General features: G+C 37.6%; 18 protein-coding genes. 6 read left to right on the top strand and 12 right to left on the bottom strand.

What is annotated here, in order from left to right; genetic code table 11:
• The first annotated feature begins 10 nt into the window (after positions 1-10).
• Complete coding sequence (locus J2786_RS01970) at positions 11-676, top strand: hypothetical protein (protein WP_310023738.1); 666 nt, start codon at positions 11-13, stop codon at positions 674-676.
• A gap of 212 nt (positions 677-888) precedes the next feature.
• On the opposite strand, the gene J2786_RS01965 is transcribed toward J2786_RS01970, so the two are convergent.
• The 6 genes from J2786_RS01965 to J2786_RS01940 all read right to left on the bottom strand — a co-directional run bounded on the left by J2786_RS01965 (position 889) and on the right by J2786_RS01940 (position 10049).
• A complete protein-coding gene (locus tag J2786_RS01965; protein ID WP_047432049.1) occupies positions 889-1593 on the bottom strand; it encodes a class I SAM-dependent methyltransferase in 705 nt (234 codons plus the stop codon).
• Positions 1594-2408: 815 nt separating this feature from the next.
• Positions 2409-4619 carry a TonB-dependent receptor gene (locus J2786_RS01960; RefSeq protein WP_047432051.1) on the bottom strand — a complete coding sequence of 737 codons (2211 nt, stop codon included), beginning with the start codon at positions 4617-4619 and terminating at the stop codon, positions 2409-2411.
• Positions 4620-4970: 351 nt separating this feature from the next.
• On the bottom strand, positions 4971-6563 hold the full coding sequence (locus tag J2786_RS01955; protein WP_047432054.1) for an efflux MFS transporter permease: 1593 nt from the start codon (positions 6561-6563) through the stop codon (positions 4971-4973).
• A gap of 99 nt (positions 6564-6662) precedes the next feature.
• On the bottom strand, positions 6663-7781 hold the full coding sequence (locus J2786_RS01950) for an HlyD family secretion protein (protein WP_047432057.1): 1119 nt from the start codon (positions 7779-7781) through the stop codon (positions 6663-6665).
• Positions 7782-7803: 22 nt separating this feature from the next.
• Positions 7804-9114 carry a TolC family protein gene (locus tag J2786_RS01945; protein ID WP_047432059.1) on the bottom strand — a complete coding sequence of 437 codons (1311 nt, stop codon included), beginning with the start codon at positions 9112-9114 and terminating at the stop codon, positions 7804-7806.
• Between the two features lie 89 nt (positions 9115-9203).
• The gene (locus J2786_RS01940) at positions 9204-10049 is read right to left on the bottom strand and encodes a helix-turn-helix domain-containing protein (RefSeq protein ID WP_047432061.1); all 846 of its coding nucleotides are present in this window, start codon (positions 10047-10049) and stop codon (positions 9204-9206) included.
• Positions 10050-10123: 74 nt separating this feature from the next.
• Here J2786_RS01940 and J2786_RS01935 point away from each other — a divergent pair, with 74 nt between their 5' ends.
• The gene (locus J2786_RS01935; RefSeq protein WP_047432064.1) at positions 10124-10597 is read left to right on the top strand and encodes an Mpo1 family 2-hydroxy fatty acid dioxygenase; all 474 of its coding nucleotides are present in this window, start codon (positions 10124-10126) and stop codon (positions 10595-10597) included.
• On the opposite strand, the gene J2786_RS01930 is transcribed toward J2786_RS01935, so the two are convergent.
• A complete protein-coding gene (locus tag J2786_RS01930) occupies positions 10594-11661 on the bottom strand; it encodes a DUF2891 domain-containing protein (RefSeq protein WP_047432067.1) in 1068 nt (355 codons plus the stop codon). The two genes, J2786_RS01935 and J2786_RS01930, sit on opposite strands and share 4 nt — an antisense overlap.
• A 179-nt stretch (positions 11662-11840) precedes the next feature.
• Here J2786_RS01930 and J2786_RS01925 point away from each other — a divergent pair, with 179 nt between their 5' ends.
• The gene (locus J2786_RS01925) at positions 11841-12734 is read left to right on the top strand and encodes a DUF4349 domain-containing protein (RefSeq protein ID WP_047432070.1); all 894 of its coding nucleotides are present in this window, start codon (positions 11841-11843) and stop codon (positions 12732-12734) included.
• A gap of 143 nt (positions 12735-12877) precedes the next feature.
• On the opposite strand, the gene J2786_RS01920 is transcribed toward J2786_RS01925, so the two are convergent.
• The 5 genes from J2786_RS01920 to dnaA all read right to left on the bottom strand — a co-directional run bounded on the left by J2786_RS01920 (position 12878) and on the right by dnaA (position 18360).
• A complete protein-coding gene (locus J2786_RS01920; protein WP_052186997.1) occupies positions 12878-14680 on the bottom strand; it encodes a lytic polysaccharide monooxygenase in 1803 nt (600 codons plus the stop codon).
• Between the two features lie 467 nt (positions 14681-15147).
• Complete coding sequence (locus J2786_RS01915) at positions 15148-15846, bottom strand: SAM-dependent methyltransferase (protein WP_047432072.1); 699 nt, start codon at positions 15844-15846, stop codon at positions 15148-15150.
• A gap of 4 nt (positions 15847-15850) precedes the next feature.
• Positions 15851-16351, bottom strand: coding sequence for a Cif family virulence factor (locus J2786_RS01910; RefSeq protein WP_047432074.1), 501 nt, complete (start codon positions 16349-16351; stop codon positions 15851-15853).
• Positions 16352-16356: 5 nt separating this feature from the next.
• Positions 16357-16806 carry a low molecular weight protein-tyrosine-phosphatase gene (locus J2786_RS01905; protein ID WP_047432076.1) on the bottom strand — a complete coding sequence of 150 codons (450 nt, stop codon included), beginning with the start codon at positions 16804-16806 and terminating at the stop codon, positions 16357-16359.
• A gap of 99 nt (positions 16807-16905) precedes the next feature.
• Positions 16906-18360, bottom strand: a complete 1455-nt coding sequence (dnaA, locus tag J2786_RS01900) for a chromosomal replication initiator protein DnaA (RefSeq protein ID WP_002980474.1) — start codon at positions 18358-18360, stop codon at positions 16906-16908.
• Between the two features lie 136 nt (positions 18361-18496).
• On the opposite strand from dnaA, the gene J2786_RS01895 reads away from it, so the two are divergent.
• The 3 genes from J2786_RS01895 to J2786_RS01885 all read left to right on the top strand — a co-directional run bounded on the left by J2786_RS01895 (position 18497) and on the right by J2786_RS01885 (position 21016).
• A complete protein-coding gene (locus J2786_RS01895) occupies positions 18497-18910 on the top strand; it encodes an acyl-CoA thioesterase (RefSeq protein ID WP_310023733.1) in 414 nt (137 codons plus the stop codon).
• 184 nt (positions 18911-19094) lie between these two features.
• Positions 19095-19943 carry a prephenate dehydratase gene (gene pheA / locus J2786_RS01890; protein WP_047432082.1) on the top strand — a complete coding sequence of 283 codons (849 nt, stop codon included), beginning with the start codon at positions 19095-19097 and terminating at the stop codon, positions 19941-19943.
• A 362-nt stretch (positions 19944-20305) separates the two neighbouring features.
• Positions 20306-21016, top strand: a complete 711-nt coding sequence (locus J2786_RS01885) for a hypothetical protein (protein ID WP_047432086.1) — start codon at positions 20306-20308, stop codon at positions 21014-21016.
• Positions 21017-21020 lie beyond the last annotated feature (4 nt).

Raw genomic sequence — 21020 nt, 5'->3', positions numbered from 1 at the left:
TCTACAGCTTATGGTTAACAAAAATGTTTTAAGAAAGCTTTCCGATCAGGAATTAGAGGGATATTTAAAAGAAGGCAACCGTTTTGTTCCGGAAGCCGTTCAGATTGCTTTCGAAATTCTGGAAGAAAGAGGACGTACTTTCAGTGAAATAGAAAAAACAGCTGTTCAGCAATTGATTCAGCATAAAAAAGAAGAAGAGGAAGCAAAACATACAGAAGAGGTAGAAACATGGAAAGATCATATTACACAAGATTCGAAGGCCATCAGGCTGTATTCACGAATGACTATTTTTGTCAGCAGTGTTCTTTTCAGTACGATTCCCGGAGCTATTCTGCTCGCACTTAATCTCATCAGACTCAAAAAATACTTTCCTGCCTTTCTTACGGTGGTATTTGGTTTCCTATTTTTTATATTTCAAGCATATGTTCTGATTTCCCGCTTTGATTTTGGTACAACTTCCAGTTACAGTCCCGAAATTGGAGTCGTTGCAGCGGGTGCTTTGGGTTTACTTGTCATCAGCGTTGTTGTAACTCCTAAAAAACTTCCTTATCAAGCAGAATCCTATATGTTTCCGGTAATTTTATGTGTTGTAACCGCTGTTCTGATGTATTTCTATTTCCCGGAATGGTTTTCTTACAATCCATTTGCAAGGACCATCCATCTGTTCAGACCATAATAAGGAGCTGTTTCCCGCTATCCACTTTTACTCCTCGCGCCCGGCTGTCACCCTGAGCGTAGTCGAAGGGCCTCTTCTTTGCTGTGGGGTAACCGTTCCTATCGGGGCTAGAGAGAAGTACAAAAAACAAAAATTGCCATCCTGTTCACAGAATGACAATATATTATTTGTTGAGATTGCTTCGCTTTCAGCTCGCAATGACTTGTTATCAATTATTTCTTGGTTAGTTTTGCCAAGTAAGAATCTTCGTCCTTCAAAACTCTTTCTATTTTGAAACCATTATTGGTAGCCGCATTTTTCAACGTATTGAAGTCAAGATACAGCCAGGTAATCGGTTCTTCGGATTCTCCTTTGTAGTGAACCACATAATCCAGTTCGCCATAATATCCGCCTGCAGGAATGTATACTCCACCATCTTTATCACGGTCAAACATATAAAGAATATCCGTACTATCGATCAGGATCTGGCCTTTATCACTTACCAAAGTATATAGTTTCTGAAGATAGGTATCAATTTTTGCCAGACTTTCAAAAACGCCGGTACCGTTCATCAACAATAAAATCGTATCAAAAGTCTCTCCTGAAAAGTCAAGCATATTTTCACAAACCGCTTTTTTAATGCCTCTCAGCTGGCAGACTTCAATAGATTTTGGTGAAATATCCAATGCTGTCACATCAAGATTTTTTTCATTCTGAAGATATAAAGCATGAGAACCCGCACCCGCTCCGATATCCAGAACCTTTCCTTCGGATAACTGCAGTGCTTTCTGCTCAATATCATTCATTTCTTCAAAATCTCTGAATAAATATTCTACCGGAAGTTCATCCAGCTCAGAAATTGAGGTTTCAGTCTGCAGGTCTTCAGGACTTTCATTGTGGTAATAATCCCAGATCGCTCTGCCCATTAAATCTTTCATAGCGCAAAGATACGGCTTCAGAATGCAAAGTTCAAAGTTTGAGATTCAGGTTTTTTGAGTTACGTATCTTGCTGTTCATTGTAACATTTATGGACATTATTATATAACGCAGTAGATCGCAATTTTTTTTAAGGACACGCATACTCTTTTAAGATCGCTAAGGCGTTCCACTCAGCAATGAAACAATAATATCTTAGCTAAATGAAATGCCTTTGCGAACGAAATTATTTTCAGGTCGGATTAAAAAACTTTGCGGTCCCAGCGTTAAAAAGAATTTTCATGATAACATCTGAATACATTATTATAACGCAGTAGATCGCAATTTTTTTTAAGGACACGCATACTCTTTTAAGATCGCTAAGGCGTTCCACTCAGCAATGAAACAATAATATCTTAGCTAAATGAAATGCCTTTGCGAACGAAATTATTTTCAGGTCAGATTAAAAAACTTTGCGGTCCCAGCGTTAAAAGAATTTTCATGATAGCATTTGGGCACATTATTATAACGCAATAGATCGCAATTTTTTAAGGATGTGCATATTTTTTAAGAGCGCTAAGGCGTTCCACTCAGCAATGAAACAATAATATCTTAGCTAAATGAAATGCCTTTGTGAACGAAATTATTTTCAGTTCGGATTAAAAACTTTGCGGTCCCAGCGTTAAAAGAAATCTACATTATGCTATTAATTCTTACCTTGTTGAAACTTAGCCATAACTGATTTTTAAATTAAAATCCGGTTTCCGATCAAGCTCAGAAACCGGATTTGAAATACAATATGTTTTCAGATCAGGGTATTTTAAATCCTGATCATTTCTTAAAACTCAAAAGTGTAGGAAAGGTTAAATGTTCTCCCTCTTCCTTTATAATTAAACAGTTCCGGAAGTCCGTAAGTAGCATATAAAACCTGGGAACGCTTGCTCCAGATCGTCTGATAATCGGTATTAAACAGGTTCTGAATTCCTAAGTTTAATTTTCCAAAATGGAATCTGTATCCAACCATTAGATCTGAAGTATTGTAGCCTTCCACCACATTGTTAAGCTCGTCTTTCTGCTTGAAATTCTGTAACGACTGGAATCTGAATGACCAGTTTTTAATGTTATATCCGATATAGGTCACCAATTTTGATGGAGAAGCATTGTAAATTTCCTGTTTCTGCCATTCTCCTTCTTTGTCTACTTCGGATTTGATCAAAAGTCCGCTGGCACCGAAATAAACGCCATTGCTTAAGGAATAAGAAACCTCAGCTTCGATTCCCATATTTCTTAATTTCAAATCATTTACCAGGATCTGGAAGGTCTTTTTATCTACAGCAACCGTTTTATCAGAATTACTCAAAAATCCGGCAATCTGAGCTCTTAAGCCACCTTTATTCACACGGTATCCTACTTCAAACTGATTGGTCTTGATCGCCTGCAGAGGCTGTTCTTTAACATTGATGCTGGATACAACATCCCAGTTTGTCCCCACCAATTTGTACTGCCCGATTCCATAAAACTTTGCAGGATCTGCTAAACTTGCTCCCTGGGAAAAAGTTCCCCAAACCTGATGCTGCTCATTGAATTTATATAATAACCCTGCATTGGCTAAAGTTACATTATAAGAACTTTCACCTCCGGGAATTGCGGATGCCGAGCTTCCATAACCCATTGCAATCTGTGTTTGCTGTTCTGAACCTACAAATTCATCCATTTTCACATTTATATGCTGATAACGGATTCCTGCATTCAATTGTAATTTTGGAAGAATATTGTATTTTGCCTGAACATATCCTGCGTAGCTTTGTGAATGATTGGTTGGATATCTTCCAAGACTGTATTTTGTTTCATTGAGTAAACCACCGCTGGACATTGTCTTTCCAATATCATAAACAGATTGATTCCCTTCAAATTTTTCAAAATCAAAGTCTGCGCCGTACGTAACATTTAAGCCTCTCCATGATTTGGATAGTAAAGCTTTAATCCCGGAATAATAAGTATCCTGCTGAGAAGAGGACATATAAGGTATTTTCCCGGTCTGTAAGGTAACATTTCCCGGAAATGGATAGAATCCTAATTTTTCACCTCTGGTAGCCAATTGCACATATAAATCCTGTCCGCCCAAGATTCCGTTTCCGTTATAGGCTACGGTTGCCATATAACGCTCTGTTCCTACATTTTTATCAGATGAAAAACCATCTCTCATTTCAAGTAATGATGCATTTTTTGTCGTAAATGCATTTAGATTTTCGCCTAAAAATAAACTCCTGTCGCCATTAAATTTAGAATTGTAATACTGAACCGAGGCTGTTATTTTATGCTTATTGTTAAACTGATATCCTCCGGTAGCCAGGATGTCAATGGACTGGTTATACTGAAGGTCAGTCTGGGTAATATCGGTAAAAAGCTGTTTCTGATCGGCTCCATACACACCGCCATTCTGCTGATAAGCTACTCCCAATCTTCCGAAGAACTTATCTCCTTTAGCTGCAATAGACTGAGCAGCACGGAAATCATGGTCGTCTTTTCCCATAAATCCGGTACGCACACCCAGTTCAGTTTCTCCGCTGATTCCTTTTTTGGAAGGTGTTTTTGTAATAATATTGATGATTCCTCCGGTAGCGTTACCTCCATAAATTGAGCTTGCTCCTGAAAGCACTTCAATTCTTTCGATATTAAAAGGATCAATGGCATCCAGCTGACGGCTTATCGCGCGGATACTGTTCAGGGAAACACCGTCAATCATTACCAGTGCCGAACGTCCTCTCATATTCTGTCCGTAATTGGTTCTTCCCTGCGGACCGACATCCATAGATGGGATCAGAATCGATAACATTTCTTTGATCGGAACTCCGCTTTTGGCCTGTTCCTGAATTTTTTCTTTCTGTACTACCCAAACTGTTCCCGGAACTTCAGAAATTTTTGTAGGCTTTCTGGAGGCTACGATTACTACATCTTCAATACCTTTAGAGGCAATAGAATCTTTCACTGTCTGGGAAATCATCACTCCCGAAACTAAAAGACCTATGAATGCATATTGCTTTTTCATTCTTTCTACTTCAACGTTTTATAATTCCACAAAGATAATTCTTATTTAGAAAGAATAAAAATAACAAAATATGAAATTTTCCCTTATTTTATGGTGGTAAACATCTTTTTATAGAAAAGTTTTCTAAATCTGGATATATATAAAAAACATTAAGAGGGATTTAAGCAATAAAGTAGAGTTAAGATAAATTATCCTGATTTTTAAGCTTAAGGCGAAGCTCATCTTACTCCTCTAAACACCTTCATACCATCTTAATGTTTCAAAAAGTTTAAAATTTGACATCTTCTTAAAAGCGTAAAATCCCAGCCCAACGAAGGACCAGGATCTTACTAGTGAAAAACAAGGTATCTTTTATACTGCAGGTCCTGCAGCATCTTTTATTTCTTCTAATAATTTTCTTCTTTCACGAAGTCTTCTCCTTGCGATAACAGATTTACCTCCCAAAACTCTTATAAATCTGAAATATTGGAATCGTTTTGCTCCAAAATGGTGAGTAGCAACATAAATCAATACTCCAAACCCGACTAAAATAATATATCCGAAAATCTTTTTGGTAGCTATAATAATGGCATTAAGCTGAATGGCTTTCATATTAGAAGCCACATTCTGGGGAGTAAACGTCATTCCGTCCATATAAACGGCAAGATCTCCTATAGCCATCACCTGGAAACGGTACTGAAACCATGCATAGAGTGTTGAAAAAATTCCTACGGCAAGGAAAGTTCTCCAAACCAATACAAGTCCGATGGCTGCCAGCATTTCATCCATTTCAAGCTTATCCAGCGTATAAAACCATACGGAGATAAACAGTGAACACATTCCGTACCCCTTTAAAAACATAGGCAGATACCAGTTATCATAACTGAACTCCAATACCATAGAAAAGTACATAATTATGGCATATCCCACCATGGCGGCAAAACCTGAATATATATATATTTTCAATGGTTTTTCTTTTTTAAACCAGAAAATAGCTATGACTCCTGCTAAGATAATTCCGGGAATCATGAGTAAACTCAGTCGGGTATTGGTCAATTGATCATATCCCAATACACCAACCGCAAAAGTGTTCTGAATAGAAGCAGTTCCCAGAAACATTCCCAGCCAGAAAAGCATGAATAAACCGTGCTGTACATTATTTTTTGTAAAAATTCTGAACGAAAGATACGGTCGTTTTAACGTCAGCTGACGGATCGAAAGCAGGGCAAAACTTACAAAAGCTGTAATGCTTGCATAGATAATATTCTTCGAATTGAACCAGTCCTGCTGTCTTCCGAATGAATACACATAGGCCGAAAACATGAACGTAGAAATGAAAAGTAAAATACTCAGCCAGTCAATATAATGCAGGGGAACTTTTAGTGCAAAATATTTATTATGCATAAAAATCCAGTGTATTAAAGCTAAAATAAAGCATAAAACTGCTGTGAAAAGGTAAAATTGCTGCCAGTTGTACATAAGAGCAAACTCAGCGGCATAATAGGTTGCCACCTGATTCATTACCAGAACGAAGGTATAGAAAGCTCCATAAAACATACCACGGTTACCAATCATCACCATTAGTGGCAGGAACAATTCTATGGTTACCATCATCTTCATAAAACCAATCAGCAGAGAAGTAAAAATGAAGATCATTGGCTGCAAAGTAGTTCCGTTTACGTAGCTGAGTAATCCTAAAAGCACCAGCAATAAAACCAGTTTATCCCTTACTTTGAATCTCATTTTGATTCTGAGAACAACAGGCATACAGGCTCCCATCCCAATGGTGGTAGCGTAATTGGCCCACATAAAATATTCTGTCATGGCACCGGTACTGCTTACAAGAGAACTGATATTACCAGTATATACCCCACCGATGGGCATTACCACAGCAAGCAGTAATACTATCAGCAGCAGCTGTACGGGTTTCGGTACCCAATCGCTATATAATCCTTTGTTGTACATGATTTGTTTAAGTAATAGATTTCAGATATCAGATAACAGATTTTCATTATCATCCTTAACTTCCGCAGCATAGGTCCGGAATCTGATATCTTCCGTCTTTTAGTCTTTATTAATATTCACATTCATATTCATTCCTGCGCTCAGCTGATCCAGGTCTTCTTTTTTATTGGAAGCTGTAAACTCAATTCTTACAGGGATTCTCTGCTGTACCTTAATAAAGTTTCCGGTAGAGTTATCTGTTGGTACGCTTGAATATCTTGATCCGGTAGCTGCAGAAACTGCTGTTACCACTCCTTCAAATTTCTTTCCTCCCAAAGCATCAGCTGTCATAGAAATTTTTTCTCCTACTTTGATATTCGGCATCTGGCTTTCCAGGAAGTTGGCAGTTACCCACTTCTGACCATTAAGAACAATCGTTGCAACCTGTTGTCCCGGCTGGATCAACTGTCCTTCAGAAATGGTTCTTCTTCCCATTACTCCATCATAAGGCGCTGTGATAACAGTATATGAAAGATTGATCCTTGCCATATCCAGAGCAGATTTTGTTCTTTTAATTTCAGCATCATTAATTCCTAATCTGCTTTTTACTTCGGTAGTGGAAAGGCTGGCAGATTGCTTTTGATTGACTAAGGTTTCATAAGCAGCCTTTTGAGCATCATATTCCGTCTTCACCTGATCGTACTGTTGTCTGGTAACAGCTTCGGCAGCCAGAAGGTTTTTATATCGGTTTAAATTCTGTTCGGCATTCCACAATCTTGCTTTTGCTCCTGCAATATTGGACTGCATCACATTGATATTATTGGAAACGGTGTTCACGGAAGAGCTTGTTGCTGTTTTTTGAGCCATTGCATTCTGATAAGCTGCTTCGGCCTGTCCCAGCTGCGTAAGAATTTCGCGTTCATCAAGAATGACCAAAGTATCTCCTTTTTTTACACGCTGATGTTCTATGAATTTAATTTCTTTGATGTAAGCAGAAACTCTGGTGTTGATAGGATTAATAAATTCCTCTACCTGTGCCGCTTCTGTATAGGTTTTGCTTCCGATATGGAAATATTCCCGTATTAACCAGAATAATCCGAAACCGATCACCAGAAAGACGATGATATTGGAAATAATAGCTCTTATTTTATTGGTTTTATTTTTCTTTTTTTTATTCTCAGCAGCAGATGCTGCCGGAGTTGGTGTTGTATTTTGAGTGGTTTGTCCCTTGTTTTCCATTGTTGATTTTCAGTTTTAAAAATTAAAGTGTTCCTGTAGATTTCAAAAGGTTGTAATACTGATACAAAACGTTGATTTCTGCGTTGGCATAATCAAGTTCTGCCTGTAGCTTCTGGTTCTGTGCATCAATCATTTCTGCCTGTACAGCCAGCTGATTCAGGTATTTGGCTTCTGTAATCTTGTAGTTTTCTTCTGCCAGTCTTTTGGAATCATTCAGAATATCTGCCTGCTGAATCGCTTCCTGATATTTGGTATAGGCTGCATTCACTCCCATATCCACATTCTGCTGAACCAGAGTCATGGCATCATTTGCCTGGTTCTTTTGCAGTTCCCCTAATTTTACCTTTTCTTTTGTTTTATAAAGCGTATCAATATTGTAGCTCAAAGAAACCCCTGTCTGCCAGCCTCCTGAGTACATATCCAAAACAGGATTTCTCGTTGTAATAGGTCTTTGCAGCGTATATCCGCCAAATCCTGCTACCGTAGGTGAATTGTCTGTTTTGATAATTTCAATATTTTTATCTGCAACAGCTATATTTTTTTGAGCAGATTTCAGTAATGGATTACTTTGGTGGGCAAGATCTGTATAATAATCCATCCCTATTCCGGATTCTTTATTTTCCAGACTTTCTGTAGGTACAATCTCCGTGTCGGAAGATAAACCTAAAGCAATATTCAGATTATAATTAAGGATTTTCTTATTATTGGTAAGGGTTAGAATCCCCTGATCCAGGTTTTTGATAGCCAATTCTCCACGAATGACTTCGTTTCGGGTTACCATTCCCTGCTGATAGAATTTCTGGATATTTTTCAGACGCTCCTGAGCCAGTTTTTTGTTATTCTGAAATACTTCTTCCTGGTTGATAATTTTATAGACATCCAGATAGTTGGAAATCACTAAAAATTTCACGTCCTGTTTGTTTTTCTCTAAATCCAGTTCAGAAAGCTGTTCACGAAGCCCTGCCATTTCGATCGATTTATTTACCAATCCTCCTTTGAAGATCAGCTGCGTAGCCTGTACCGCATATGAGCTTCCGTAATGGGGCATAGGAACGTTTGTAGAATTCGAAAAGTCTTTATCAATTGCCACTGCGTCTCCCAGATAGAACTGGCTTGTAGAAGCCGTAATTGTAGGAAGTTTCTGAAGCTTAACCACATTTGTGTTCTGCTTAGCAATATCTATATTCTGTGCAGAAACTTTGAGCTGCTGGTGATTCTGAACAGCGAGTTCCGCCACCTCACCTGCGGTCATCTGCTTGATCTGTTGTGAAAAAAACAGCGCAGGAAAAGCTGCTATCAATACAGATAGTGCTGTTTTTATTTTCTTTGTCATTTTACCTTGTTTTACAGATGCAAAGTTAGGGCAGCAACAAAATCAATCAAATGTTTGATTTTTGGAAAAAGATGTTCAAATGTAAGATTTCAGCTTTCGAACTGATGTCTGTACTGTGTAGGGCTCACCTCGAGATGCTTCTTAAAAAAGTGAGAAAACGAGTATTGATCGCTGAATCCGAGGATAGAAGAAATCTCTGAAACCGGTTTATTGGAAGAGTTTAGGAGTACTTTCGCCTCGTTGATCACAATTAAGGCAATAATCTGGCTTGCAGATTTTCCCGTGATGGTCTTTACTACAGAAGAAAGATGTCTGGTTGTAATGGATTGTCGCTCGGCATAGAACTCAACAGTTCTTTCGGTAAGATGATATTCCGCAATATCAGTAAGAAATACGAATACAATCTCTTCCTGTCGGGACATCTGATTCATAGAACTATTGTCTTCCTTGGAAATAATGCCCGCCATCTGGTAGCAGAAAACAGAGAATAGATGTTCTACCATTTCTTTTTTATAAAGCATTTCAGTATCAGAATCCAGAATATATTTCAGAAAATTGACACTTTTCCAAACGACTTCCATTTCATCTTCAGGAAAAGGAACTCCTTTATTCATCTGCTGTCTGAAATAACGGTAAGTAATCAGACGGTTAAATTTCAGTGATAAAGCAGAAATAAACTCTCTTTTGTAAGAAACCATCCTCGACTGAAAGTCATCGGTTACCCCCACCACTTCATAAATGGTTTGCGGATCGGTTACCATAAACATATTGGCAGAAACCTCCAGATCACTGAAGTGCTGACGAAGTTTTATAGTTCCTGATTTAATAAAAATAAAAGCAGGATTTTCGGGACGAAATGGTTTACCCACAGCTATCCGCTCGAAAATATTATGTTCGGTAAAAATATCAACGCCAAATTTTTCCAGGGCAGACATAGCACAAATTTACACAATCTTACCAGTGATTACAAAATTTTATTATTTTAGCAGGAATCCAATTTTCCTTCAGCATGAGAAAGGTTGATCTATTATTTGCAGAATACAGTAAAAGCCATAGAAACCCGACCAACAAGTTCATTCACTGGATTTGTGTACCCTTAATTTTTTGGACGATTCTGGGGTTTACCTCCCTGATTCCTTCCCCTCATTTCTGCGCTTCCTACTTCGGATGTGCCAGTATTGTAAGCCTTATTGTGATTATTCTGATCACGCTGTTCTATATAAGACTGTCCTTACTGATCGCTATTCTGATGGTCGTAGTAATGCTTATGATGGAGCATTTCATCTATCTGACCAATATTCATGTCGGAAAGCAATCATGGATCGTTTACCTTTCAGTGTTTATCATCACATGGATTTTCCAGTTGATAGGACATAAAATTGAAGGAAAAAAGCCTACTTTCCTCAAAGACCTGCAGTTTCTTCTGATAGGACCGATATGGCTTTTAGGCTTCGTTCTTAAAAAGACAGGAATCAGATATTAATCTTCCAGCGCATATACCGCAAAACTGGCCAGCCAGTGATCTCCCCCGTAATTCCCCTGAAAAAGCAATGGCAGTCCATTAGCCAAAAATACATCTGCTGTTTTCCTAAAATCTTTCTTTAGCGGATGATGGGCAGGAAGTGCATTGGATATTCCTTTCATACACCATGCTTTAGAAAAAGATAATCCCACAAGGTGAACGGTCTGATAATCGCTTAAATCGCTTACCACAGGAATTTTTTCGACATTTTCCAGACTCCTTTTTTCGTAGAAAGCATTCAGCCACTGTACAAAATCCTTTTGAGGAAGCACTCTTCGCATCAGATCCGCAATTTCAAGACTTGGCGAAAAGAAATCCGATCCGTCCGGCTCCAGATAAGCAGGTGTTTTCTGTTCTTGTAAGAAAAAGTATTTTGCCTTTTCTATCAGCTGGTTTTCAAACTCCTTATCTTTATTGGCTCTGGCCCAATCGATGGCAAAAGACATGGCAAATGCTGTATTAGGATGAACTCCGGTTCTGTTGGGATAAGTTTGCTTTGGAAGGTAAGTTTTCCATGATTTCAGGATCTGACCTGTCAGCGGTTTCAGATTCTGATGCCATATTTTGGCTTTCGGATGATCCCAGTTGGTCAGTTCTTCATCCAGCTTTAAAATCCACGCCCAGCCATAGGTTCTTTCAAAAGTTCCTGTCAGCTGATATTTTGTAAAGTAATCTGCCTCAGTCTGTAGTTTCTCTTTCTGAAATGATTCATCCAGAATTTTTTCAATTTCTTTGGCATTAGACAGATTAGGTTTTGTTTTCAAAAGCCTTGTAAGCATCCAGTGTCCATGAACAGAGCTATGCCAGTCAAAACATCCATAAAAACTAGGGTGAAGATCTTTTGGAGTTAAAGGAACTTCGCCTGCATTATTAATGATATGGGCAGTTTTATTAGGATATTCCTGATTGATACAGTGAAGGGGTTTGTCGGATAATTTCATGGCCATCTCGTCTGTAAGTTTCGGAGCTTCCTGGGCATACATCAGAAATGGAGAGAATGCGAATGCTAAAAGACTTTTTTTCATGAATTAAAAATAGAAATAATTTACCAGTTCCGGTAATTTTTCATGTTGGTTTTGAAGTTATTTCTTCTGTTTATTGATTGCGTATTACCTCTTCTTTTTATTTTAAATTGTCACTCCTCTTACAAATAATCATTTTTGAGCACACTTTTTGATCATACCCATGAAAAACTAACTAACCTATGAAAAAAATTATTTTTCTATTATCAGGTCTTATTCTGATCAATTGCAGCAAATCAGGTGGTGAAAAACAGGAAGTGAAAGCCGACCTGACAGAAGTTCTAACTGAAGATAGAGCACCTTCTCCCGCAGCGGCGCCTCCACCTCCACCACTTTCTATCTCTGAAAAGGTAGTTTCTGATGAAAATGGGACCAACAAAGATGTTTACCCCTCAAAGAAAACAGATACAATCTCCAAAAAAATCATCAAAAACGGAGAGATGAAGATTCAGGTGGGTGATATTAAAAAAACGCAGAACCAGGTTGATGAGATCATCAAGAAAAACAATGCTTATATCCAGAAAGAAGAGTTTCAAAATACAGATATGGATGATAACCTTACCCTGATTATCCGGGTACCTCATAAAAATTTTGATGCACTGATCAATTCCTTTTCAGAGGGTGTAGGAACCGTTTTATCTAAAAACATTTCATCGAATGATGTTACAGAAGAATATACTGATGTCGCCATAAAGCTTGCCAACAAAAAAATATATCTTGAAAAATACCGTGATATGCTTAAAAGTGCTGCTACCACAAAAGATATGCTGGAAATTCAGGAAAATATCCGTGAACTGGAAGATGAAATCGATGTGGCAGAAGGCAGACTTCGTTTTATTGATGACCGGGTGAATTACAGTACTCTGAATTTGAATTTATATAAGGAGAAAGTGAGAAGTTCAGCCACCTCAAAAATAGGTTTTGGAAGCCGTTTTGCAGATTCGGTAACGGAAGGCTGGAACAGTTTTATAAGCTTTCTTCTGGGAATCATTTCTCTGTGGCCATTCTTTTTGATCATTCCTGTCATTGTTTTTATCTGGCGAAAATGGAAATCAAAGAATAAGAATAAAAATTAATGGAATTAAAAATCCGGGCATCTTCGATGCCCGGATTTTTACTGCATTATCAACAATTTATACTGTTTCCAGTACCGTACTAAAATCAATAATAATGCTATAATCCTGTTAAGAGCTGTTAAATATTTCTTTATTTATTCTTTTTATTTTCTGATGGTTTTAGTAATACTTTTTCCATCTTTATACTGGATCTTTACAAAATAGATTCCAGGCTGAAGCCGGCTGATATTCATATTGTCTTTTCCTGGGTTCATGAAAGTAATGATCTGAACTCCCTGAGGGGTAATCACGTCTGCTCTGCTTATTTTATCATAATGGCTTTCCGGTGCAAAATTCATCATATGCGCAGATACAATCACAGAGAGGTTATTCTCCTTATTGATAAGAGCTGATGTCTTACAGTTCTGCCCTTCATTACAGTCACTTACAATTTTCCAAACTGTATTGCTTCCTGGTGTTTCTCCCGGATTCGCATACCATTTATTCTCCCAGATTTTGCAGGCATGGAAAACCTTCGTTCCTGCTGTTGGATATGTTTTTACCGGATTATATTCCTGAGCTCCGCAATACGTAACCGAACCGCCTGATTCACAACCCGGACCTTCGGTACACGTGCTTATTTCTTCCCATACCATATTGGTTCCCGGCAATTCTCCTGGATTTGCATACCATTTGTTTTTCCATATTTTACAGGAGTAAAAGACTTTCGTTCCGGTAGCAGGATATGCATTGGCAGCATTATACTGTTCTGCTCCACAGTAGGTTTGTCCATTTCCGGATGTCACTTTTTTTGTTCTGACTTTTAATTCATTACTGGCATCAGAAAGCTGATCGTTCACCGCAACAGATTTTATGGTATACTGATATTCTGTATCCTGGGCTAATCCTGTTCGTAAAAAACTTGTTTGCATGGTCTCTCCTACTTTGATTCCATTTTCAAAAATCTGGTAATTCTTGATTCCCTGTGAGTGAGCAGAAGCCATCCACATGAGTGAAACTGAATTTTCAGTTACTGCCATTGAATGAAGATTGGAGGGCGCCGTAGGTTTTTCAGGAGTTCCTTCGCTGTTTGTCTTTACATTGAGTGGCAGACTCTTGCCTGAAGTAAGCCCCGAAGAGCCTCTTGCCTGTATTTCATATGTATAAACCGTATTAGCTGTTAACCCAGTATCCTGAAATGTAGCTGTACTTACCTGCTGAATATTCTGTCCGTTGCGGAAAATAGTATAGGATACAGCATCAGATTGTAGATTCCAGCTTATTTTAGCCGAAGAACTTGTTACTCCTACCTGTGCTAATCCTGTAGGAGTGGCAGGTGCAGAAACTCCTGTTCCCGAGGTTACATTGACATCAATAACATTATAGAATGCATTGGTGGTATCTGCTACATCCCACACCGCTAAAATAATATGGTAGCCGGTACGGTTAGCAGGAACCGTAATCTGGTGAGAAACATTATCCTGTGGAGGTGTTCCATTGTGTGTAACAGTACCAATAAGCTCCAGATCCTGACGGGAAAGCGGCTGATTGGGATTCCAGCCCTGCTTTGTCATATAATAATGCCATTTTGCTGTCGCATGATACGCCGAATATTTCCAGATAAATGCATTCACACCCGTGGTAATATTGGTTTTCTTCCACCTGTCGGCAGTCTGGAGATCCAATGTAGTGTCTCCCCCTATGCTTCCATTAGCGGAGGCAATCTTTCCGTCTGCAGGGCCAAATACAGGAAAGCCTTTTGGAGCTTCCAGAGATCCAGGTTCATTAATTACAGAACCATATTTTCCAAATGCCACAGAATAGCCAAGTGTAGCCTTATCCAGACTTCCCTGATATCCTCGTGAGGCAGGACTCATTACATATCCATGTGCTGATACATGAATTAAAGAAGGTACCAGTATGGCCAGCATCAGCAATACCGGAAAAAAAATTTTACGTGTCATCATATTTTAATATTTTGGTGTTGATTGGGCTGAATTGATTGTAAGCAAAACGGAACTTACATCATCTATAATTCAAAAAATACAAGCATTATTAATCTGCAGCATTTAAACCAGTTCAATTATAATAGGTATAATAAAAACCAAACTACATAAAACAACATCGTGAATATTATTAATTACATTAACATTCTAAAATTCATAATGCGTTATATTTAAATATAAAATTAGGGTATTTTGTATTACAAAAATAGATAAATCCCATGATAATTATCACTAATAGTTGAAATATTTTTAGTTAAAATTATACATGAATACATGGAAGGAGAAAAAAAGAGGAGTTTACAAATTGTATTTATAGTATTCCACCCCATTTTAAATAAAAAAGCAAAGGCTGCGAAATATTCACAGCCTTTTTCTCTTTTTCTACTCATAAACTCCTATACCCCTATCTTTGGCTATAAGAGTAAATTTTATTTCCCAAGCACGAATACTGCAGGAATTTTATGAAGCTCCGGCTTTTGTTTTTGCCAGTCTTTTATTGATTTTGTTTTGATGAATTCATGTTCCAGATCATTGATATTGGCAGCGATACAAAGCTTTGTATTGGGTGACAAAAACTTACACAGATCTTCAAACAGCTGATTATTTCTGTAAGGTGTTTCCATGAAAATCTGAGAATATCCGGTTCTCTGAACAAGGCTTTCCAGGTTCATGATCTGTTTCTTTTTTTCTCCTTTATCAATAGGAAGATACCCATGGAAAGTGAATTCCTGCCCATTAAATCCACTGGAAATCAAAGCCAGAATAATTGATGAAGGCCCTGAAACTGGGATCACTCTGATATTTTTCTCATGACACCATTTCACAATCAGATTTCCCGGATCCGCAATACATGGCAATCCTGCTTCTGACAGCAATCCGAAGTCCTGCCCTTTCAGCATCAGTTCCTGAGCTTCTTTGATGTCCGCATTTTCCGTGTATTTGTCCAATAAAAACAACTTCAGATCAGCCTGCTTCTTTTCCGGAGCAAAAAATTTAACAACCTTTCGGGCCGTTTTTTCATTTTCCACGAAGAAATAGTCCGTCTGCATGATATAATCCTTCAGAACAGGCGAAAAGTGGTTGATAGAAGTATTTTCTGATAAGTAAGCAGGGAGTAAAAAAAGCATTGTATTATTTTTTAGTTCTTTCGTTAAGTGAAGGTTGAGGGAAATATTTTGTAAGGTCCATGGAAAAGGTAACGGAAGTAATTTTCCAGGTTCCGTTGATCTTCATCAGCGTCCAGATCTCTTTTCCCCAGTTTTCCATTTTGCCATCGTACCAAAAGCTGTAATCGAAATTGGCAGAAGCTATGGCTCCATCTTCCACGATCTTAATATTGTCAAATTTTTCTTCAGATTTATCATCTTTAAAACTTTTGATAAAAGCTTTATAATCATCTGCAAAGTAGTAATCTGCCTTAGGATTTTTCTCCAGACGTTTCGCCTGTGTTCTGTCTTTATAAATTCCGGTCCAAAGTACAGGTTCCTGAAATAAAGAAAGATATCTGGCTTCATCTCTGGATTTAATACATCCCATAAAGTCATCCATAACTTTACGGATTTCTGTTTCATCTTTGGTTTGAGCGAAAGACAAACCACAGCTAAAAACAAACAGTAACAGCAGTTTTTTCATGGTTATTATTTTGATATTTGGTTTCTGATAGCATCACATCCTTTATCCAAAAGCTGGAAAACCATTTCAAAATCTTTCATATCTCCCCAATAAGGATCCGGAACCTCAGCATTTTGGTGGTCTCCCAATACTTCTAAAAACAAAGATACTTTCTGTCGTTCTTCTTCATTTTTAGTTTTGGAAACCACATCGCCAAGTACATCAATATCCATACAATAGATCTTATCAAAGGTTTCAAAATCTTTTCTGGTGATAGGTCTTGATCTTTGTCGGGAGATATCAATATGGTGATTGGCAGCAGTTTTAATGGCCCTTTTATCAGGATGTTCACCTTCGTGCATTGAAATAGTTCCGGCAGAATCTACCACATAATGATCCGGCAGCTTTGTTTTCATAATTCCTTCTGCCAATGGGCTTCTGCAGATATTTCCGAGACAAACCATTAATATTTTCATATCCTGTTTTTTAAAAAGAGTCTTTTGTCACGACAAAACTAAATAAAAAATGAAGAATAAAACTATCCTTCATTTTAATTTATGTAAGCTCAACCTTATTTATTGTTTGATTCTTTCAGTAAGGTCTTTTACGTATTTCTTGATTTCTTTATCAATTTTAGAAACATCTTTTATGGTATCACAGGCATACATTACTGTAGAGTGATCTTTTCCACCCATTTCTTCACCAATTTTAGTAAATGTAGAATTGGTAAATTCTTTGGAGAAGTACATGGCAAGCTGTCTTGGTAACGCAATCTCTCTTTTTCTTGTTTTTGAAAGCAGCTGTTCTTTTTTAATTCCAAAATAATCACAAACCACTTCCTGAATATAAGGAATATTGATAACTTTCTTCTGGTTAGCAGCAATTCTGTTGATGGTTTCCTTAAGCAACTCAAGACTAAGATCTCTCTTGTATACTGTAGAGTAAGCAATCACCGAGTTGATAACCCCGATAAGTTCTCTTACATTCGTTTTTGCTTCAGCAGCAAGGAAGTCAAGCATATCTCCCGGAAGAACAATTCCGTCTCTGCTTAGTTTATCTTCAATGATCTGTCTTCTTGTTGATAGATCCGGAGATTTGATTTCTGCAGAAAGTCCCCATTTGAAACGGGAAACAATTCTGTCCTGGATATCCATAATATCTGCAGGCGCTTTATCTGAAGTAAGGATAATCTGTTTTCCGTTCTGATGCAAGTGATCAAAAATATGGAAGAAACTATCCTGTGTTGCTGATTTTCCGGACAGGAACTGAATATCATCAATAATCAGTACATCAACCATTTGATAGAAATTCGCAAACTCTGTCTGTTTATGAGCTTTGGCCGCAGAAATAAACTGCTGGATAAACTTTTCAGAAGACAGATAAAGAACTACTTTATCCGGAAACTGGTTTTTTACTTCAAGACCTACAGCCTGTCCTAAATGGGTTTTCCCAACTCCATAACCTCCATATAAAAATAATGGGTTGAAAGCTGTTGCACCAGGTCTTTTTGCAATGGATCTGGCTACAGTGGCTGCAAATTTATTGCTTTCTCCTTCTACATAACTATCAAATGAATAGTCAGGCTTCAGGTTAGAATCTATGTTTACTTTTCTAATTCCAGGAACTACAAACGGGTTTACAATATTAGCAGAAAAACCTTGCGGCATTGTTTCCTGTGTTTTCGGAGTAGGAACACTTTGTCCCTTGATGTTCATGGTAACAGGTTTTTCTTCACCTTTTGGTCTGTTTTCCATCACAGAATACCATAATTTCACTCCTTTTCCAATATTTTTCTTCAGGGCAGCAGAAAGTAAGGACAGATAGTTGTCCTCTATATATTCCTTGTAAAAATCGCTCGGCACGATCAACGTAAGGTTGTTGGCCACCAATGAAAGCGGCTGAACCTTATCGAATAGCATATCGAAAGATTTTTCAAGTTTTTTAAGGTCAGAATTGTCTTCAGCAGCGTTCAGGTTATCGCGCATAAACTGAAGGCATTTCTGCCATATCATCATTAAATTGTCATCCATTTTTTAAGCCCCGATTATTCTTTGTTTGTACTGTGTTTAGAAGGAAGACAAAGGTCCAATATTTTCTTTTCAAAAAAAAATATTGCAGGTATTGATTATTTAAAAATATATTTGTATGTATAATTTAACATCTAAAATGATACACATAACACACTCAATACGAGTACGTTACGCAGAAACAGACCCTATGAAATATGTATACTACGGAAACTATGCAACGTACTTCGAAGTAGCGAGAGTTGAACTCTTCAGAAGCATAGGAATTTCATACGATGAAATTGAAAACCAAGGAATTTGGCTGCCTGTTTCAGACTACAAAATTAAATATATCCGACCCGCTTTGTATGATCAAAAATTAGAAATTCATACTTATGTTAAAAAAATTCCGGGCGTAAGGATTGAATTTGAGTATGAAATTTACAATGAAGAGCATATTAAAATAACCGAAGCCTCCACTACTCTATTCTTTTTAGATGCAAAAACCAACAAAGTGATCAAGTGTCCGGATTTTCTGATGGATCTGATTGAGAAGAACTGGAAGGAAAAGTAGCAAGTTCAGAGATTCAAGGGTTCAAAGTTCAAAGTTTAAGGTTCCGGACAACCGCATCACGTAACCCGAACCCCGCACCTCGTAACCCGCAGCATTCAACTTTAAACATAAAACATTAAACTCTATTTATGAATTAATTCGCACCTTTGTACCTTTATTCTAATCATCCCTTATATATTATATTATGAAGATTGCATTTTTGGGACCTCATGCCAGTTTCACCCAGCTTGCCACAGCACAGCTTTTCCCTGATGACGAAATAGTACCGCAAGCCAGTATTCTGGATTGTTTTAATGCTGTTGAAAACGGAGAAGCAGTAAAAGCAGTGGTACCTTTGGAAAACTCTATTGAAGGAACCGTATCGATGACGCTGGATTATTTATATAAGACTCCGTCTATCAAGATAGAAGCAGAAGCAGTAATGCCCATTGCCCATCATCTTATGATTCATCCGGAAAATTCTATTGAGAATATTGAAAGAATATATTCTCATCCCCAGGCTCTCGCACAGAGCTTCCATTTTCTGGACACTCATTATAAAGAGATCCCGAAGCAGGACTTTTCTTCAACTGCTGCTGCCGCAAAATTCGTTTCTGAAAATCCGGAGACTCCTATTGCTGCAGTAGCCAATCAGTTTGCTGCCAATTTATATGGTTTAAAAATTATAAACCGTAATATTCAGGATTTTGAACAGAACCATACCCGGTTTATCATTATTTCCAAAGAACAGAACAAATATCAAAATGATCAGCTGGAAACACTGGGTGAAAAATCTGGAATGCTCATCACTCTTCCGGAAGATCATCCCGGTGGATTACATCAGGTTTTATCCGTTTTTGCATGGAGAAAAATGAATCTCAGTAAAATTGAATCCAGAACATTAAAAACAGGACTAGGGAATTATTTCTTCTTCATCAATGTTGAAGGACCCTGGAAAGAAGTTTTGCATGGAAATGCACTAAGAGAACTTGAATCAATCAATGCTAATGTTGATTTTCTTGGAAATTACAAAGAATTCCTGCTGGAAAGCTAAAAAATCAAATAAATCTGCTAAAAAAACACTGTCGTTAAGGCAGTGTTTTTTTTTAAATCTATTCAAAATTTCGAATTCAAGTCAGTATTACAATAAATTATTATACAGATATCGTCTGCTGTTTAAATCAATAAATAACCCACACAATGGGGAGAATTATTTTTTAACAAAACACTGATAAACAGAGCTTTAAATAAAAAATAAATATAATAAGTCGTAACTGAATTATATACAAATATTATCGAAAATATAAACATATGTTTAAATATATCACATCATAATAATGTTAATTTTGCAAATATCACAATGCTGGGTATAATTTTTATTGTATATTTGCTTAGCAACTAATTAAAATCTTGATCATGAAAACTAAACTTTACAGCTTAATGTTAGCATGTGCATCGTTACCATTATTCTCACAGGTGGGTATCAATACAGCCAACCCTTCTGCAACTCTGGATGTTAATGGAACCTTGAAAGTTCGTGATACCCCTGCCGCTACAGCATTACCCGGATATCAGATTTTAGGAATTAACCAGGGAACTACCCAGGTATTCTCAGTAGACCCTTCATTGTTAACCGCAGCTGCCGGAACCAATACTTCTGTATATTCTGCAAAAAAAACAACAGGAATAACCCTACTGAATTTAGGAGTTCTACCTTCTGATTTCCAGCCTGTCAGTTTTGTACAAGCTGATAGAACGATAGGAAGTGCTGCTTTATTTACCAATGCTGATGGTTCATACAACATTCCAACTACTGGAGTATATGCTGTTGGATTCGCATTCAGATATGGCACAGGATTACAGGCTTCTTTATTGTCAGGAAGTCCAGGTATCGCAATTGCAAGAACCAGAACTGCAGTAACCACTCTGATAGACACACGTCCATTCAGTGGTATTAACCTTGCATTAGCGGTTAACTTAACGCTTTCCGATTCCAGTATTAATTCTTTGTACTCGTTTCAGGCAGGTGACAAAATTTCTTTTGGACTTGTAGATTCCGGTGTTATTACAGCAGGATTATTAGGATCCAGTATCGCATCATTCTACATTTACAAAGTATCAAACTAGTAAA

The organism is Chryseobacterium vietnamense (genome assembly GCF_031454475.1).
Classification (GTDB): domain Bacteria; phylum Bacteroidota; class Bacteroidia; order Flavobacteriales; family Weeksellaceae; genus Chryseobacterium; species Chryseobacterium vietnamense.
This window is presented reverse-complemented; position numbering and strand designations above follow the sequence as displayed.

Coding starts and splice junctions, on each gene's coding strand:
- J2786_RS01970 (WP_310023738.1), top strand. CDS start 11: ATGGTTAACAAAAATGTTTTAAGAAAGCTTTCCGATCAGGAATTAGAG.
- J2786_RS01965 (WP_047432049.1), bottom strand. CDS start 1,593: ATGAAAGATTTAATGGGCAGAGCGATCTGGGATTATTACCACAATGAA.
- J2786_RS01960 (WP_047432051.1), bottom strand. CDS start 4,619: ATGAAAAAGCAATATGCATTCATAGGTCTTTTAGTTTCGGGAGTGATG.
- J2786_RS01955 (WP_047432054.1), bottom strand. CDS start 6,563: ATGTACAACAAAGGATTATATAGCGATTGGGTACCGAAACCCGTACAG.
- J2786_RS01950 (WP_047432057.1), bottom strand. CDS start 7,781: ATGGAAAACAAGGGACAAACCACTCAAAATACAACACCAACTCCGGCA.
- J2786_RS01945 (WP_047432059.1), bottom strand. CDS start 9,114: ATGACAAAGAAAATAAAAACAGCACTATCTGTATTGATAGCAGCTTTT.
- J2786_RS01940 (WP_047432061.1), bottom strand. CDS start 10,049: ATGTCTGCCCTGGAAAAATTTGGCGTTGATATTTTTACCGAACATAAT.
- J2786_RS01935 (WP_047432064.1), top strand. CDS start 10,124: ATGAGAAAGGTTGATCTATTATTTGCAGAATACAGTAAAAGCCATAGA.
- J2786_RS01930 (WP_047432067.1), bottom strand. CDS start 11,661: ATGAAAAAAAGTCTTTTAGCATTCGCATTCTCTCCATTTCTGATGTAT.
- J2786_RS01925 (WP_047432070.1), top strand. CDS start 11,841: ATGAAAAAAATTATTTTTCTATTATCAGGTCTTATTCTGATCAATTGC.
- J2786_RS01920 (WP_052186997.1), bottom strand. CDS start 14,680: ATGATGACACGTAAAATTTTTTTTCCGGTATTGCTGATGCTGGCCATA.
- J2786_RS01915 (WP_047432072.1), bottom strand. CDS start 15,846: ATGCTTTTTTTACTCCCTGCTTACTTATCAGAAAATACTTCTATCAAC.
- J2786_RS01910 (WP_047432074.1), bottom strand. CDS start 16,351: ATGAAAAAACTGCTGTTACTGTTTGTTTTTAGCTGTGGTTTGTCTTTC.
- J2786_RS01905 (WP_047432076.1), bottom strand. CDS start 16,806: ATGAAAATATTAATGGTTTGTCTCGGAAATATCTGCAGAAGCCCATTG.
- dnaA (WP_002980474.1), bottom strand. CDS start 18,360: ATGGATGACAATTTAATGATGATATGGCAGAAATGCCTTCAGTTTATG.
- J2786_RS01895 (WP_310023733.1), top strand. CDS start 18,497: ATGATACACATAACACACTCAATACGAGTACGTTACGCAGAAACAGAC.
- pheA (WP_047432082.1), top strand. CDS start 19,095: ATGAAGATTGCATTTTTGGGACCTCATGCCAGTTTCACCCAGCTTGCC.
- J2786_RS01885 (WP_047432086.1), top strand. CDS start 20,306: ATGAAAACTAAACTTTACAGCTTAATGTTAGCATGTGCATCGTTACCA.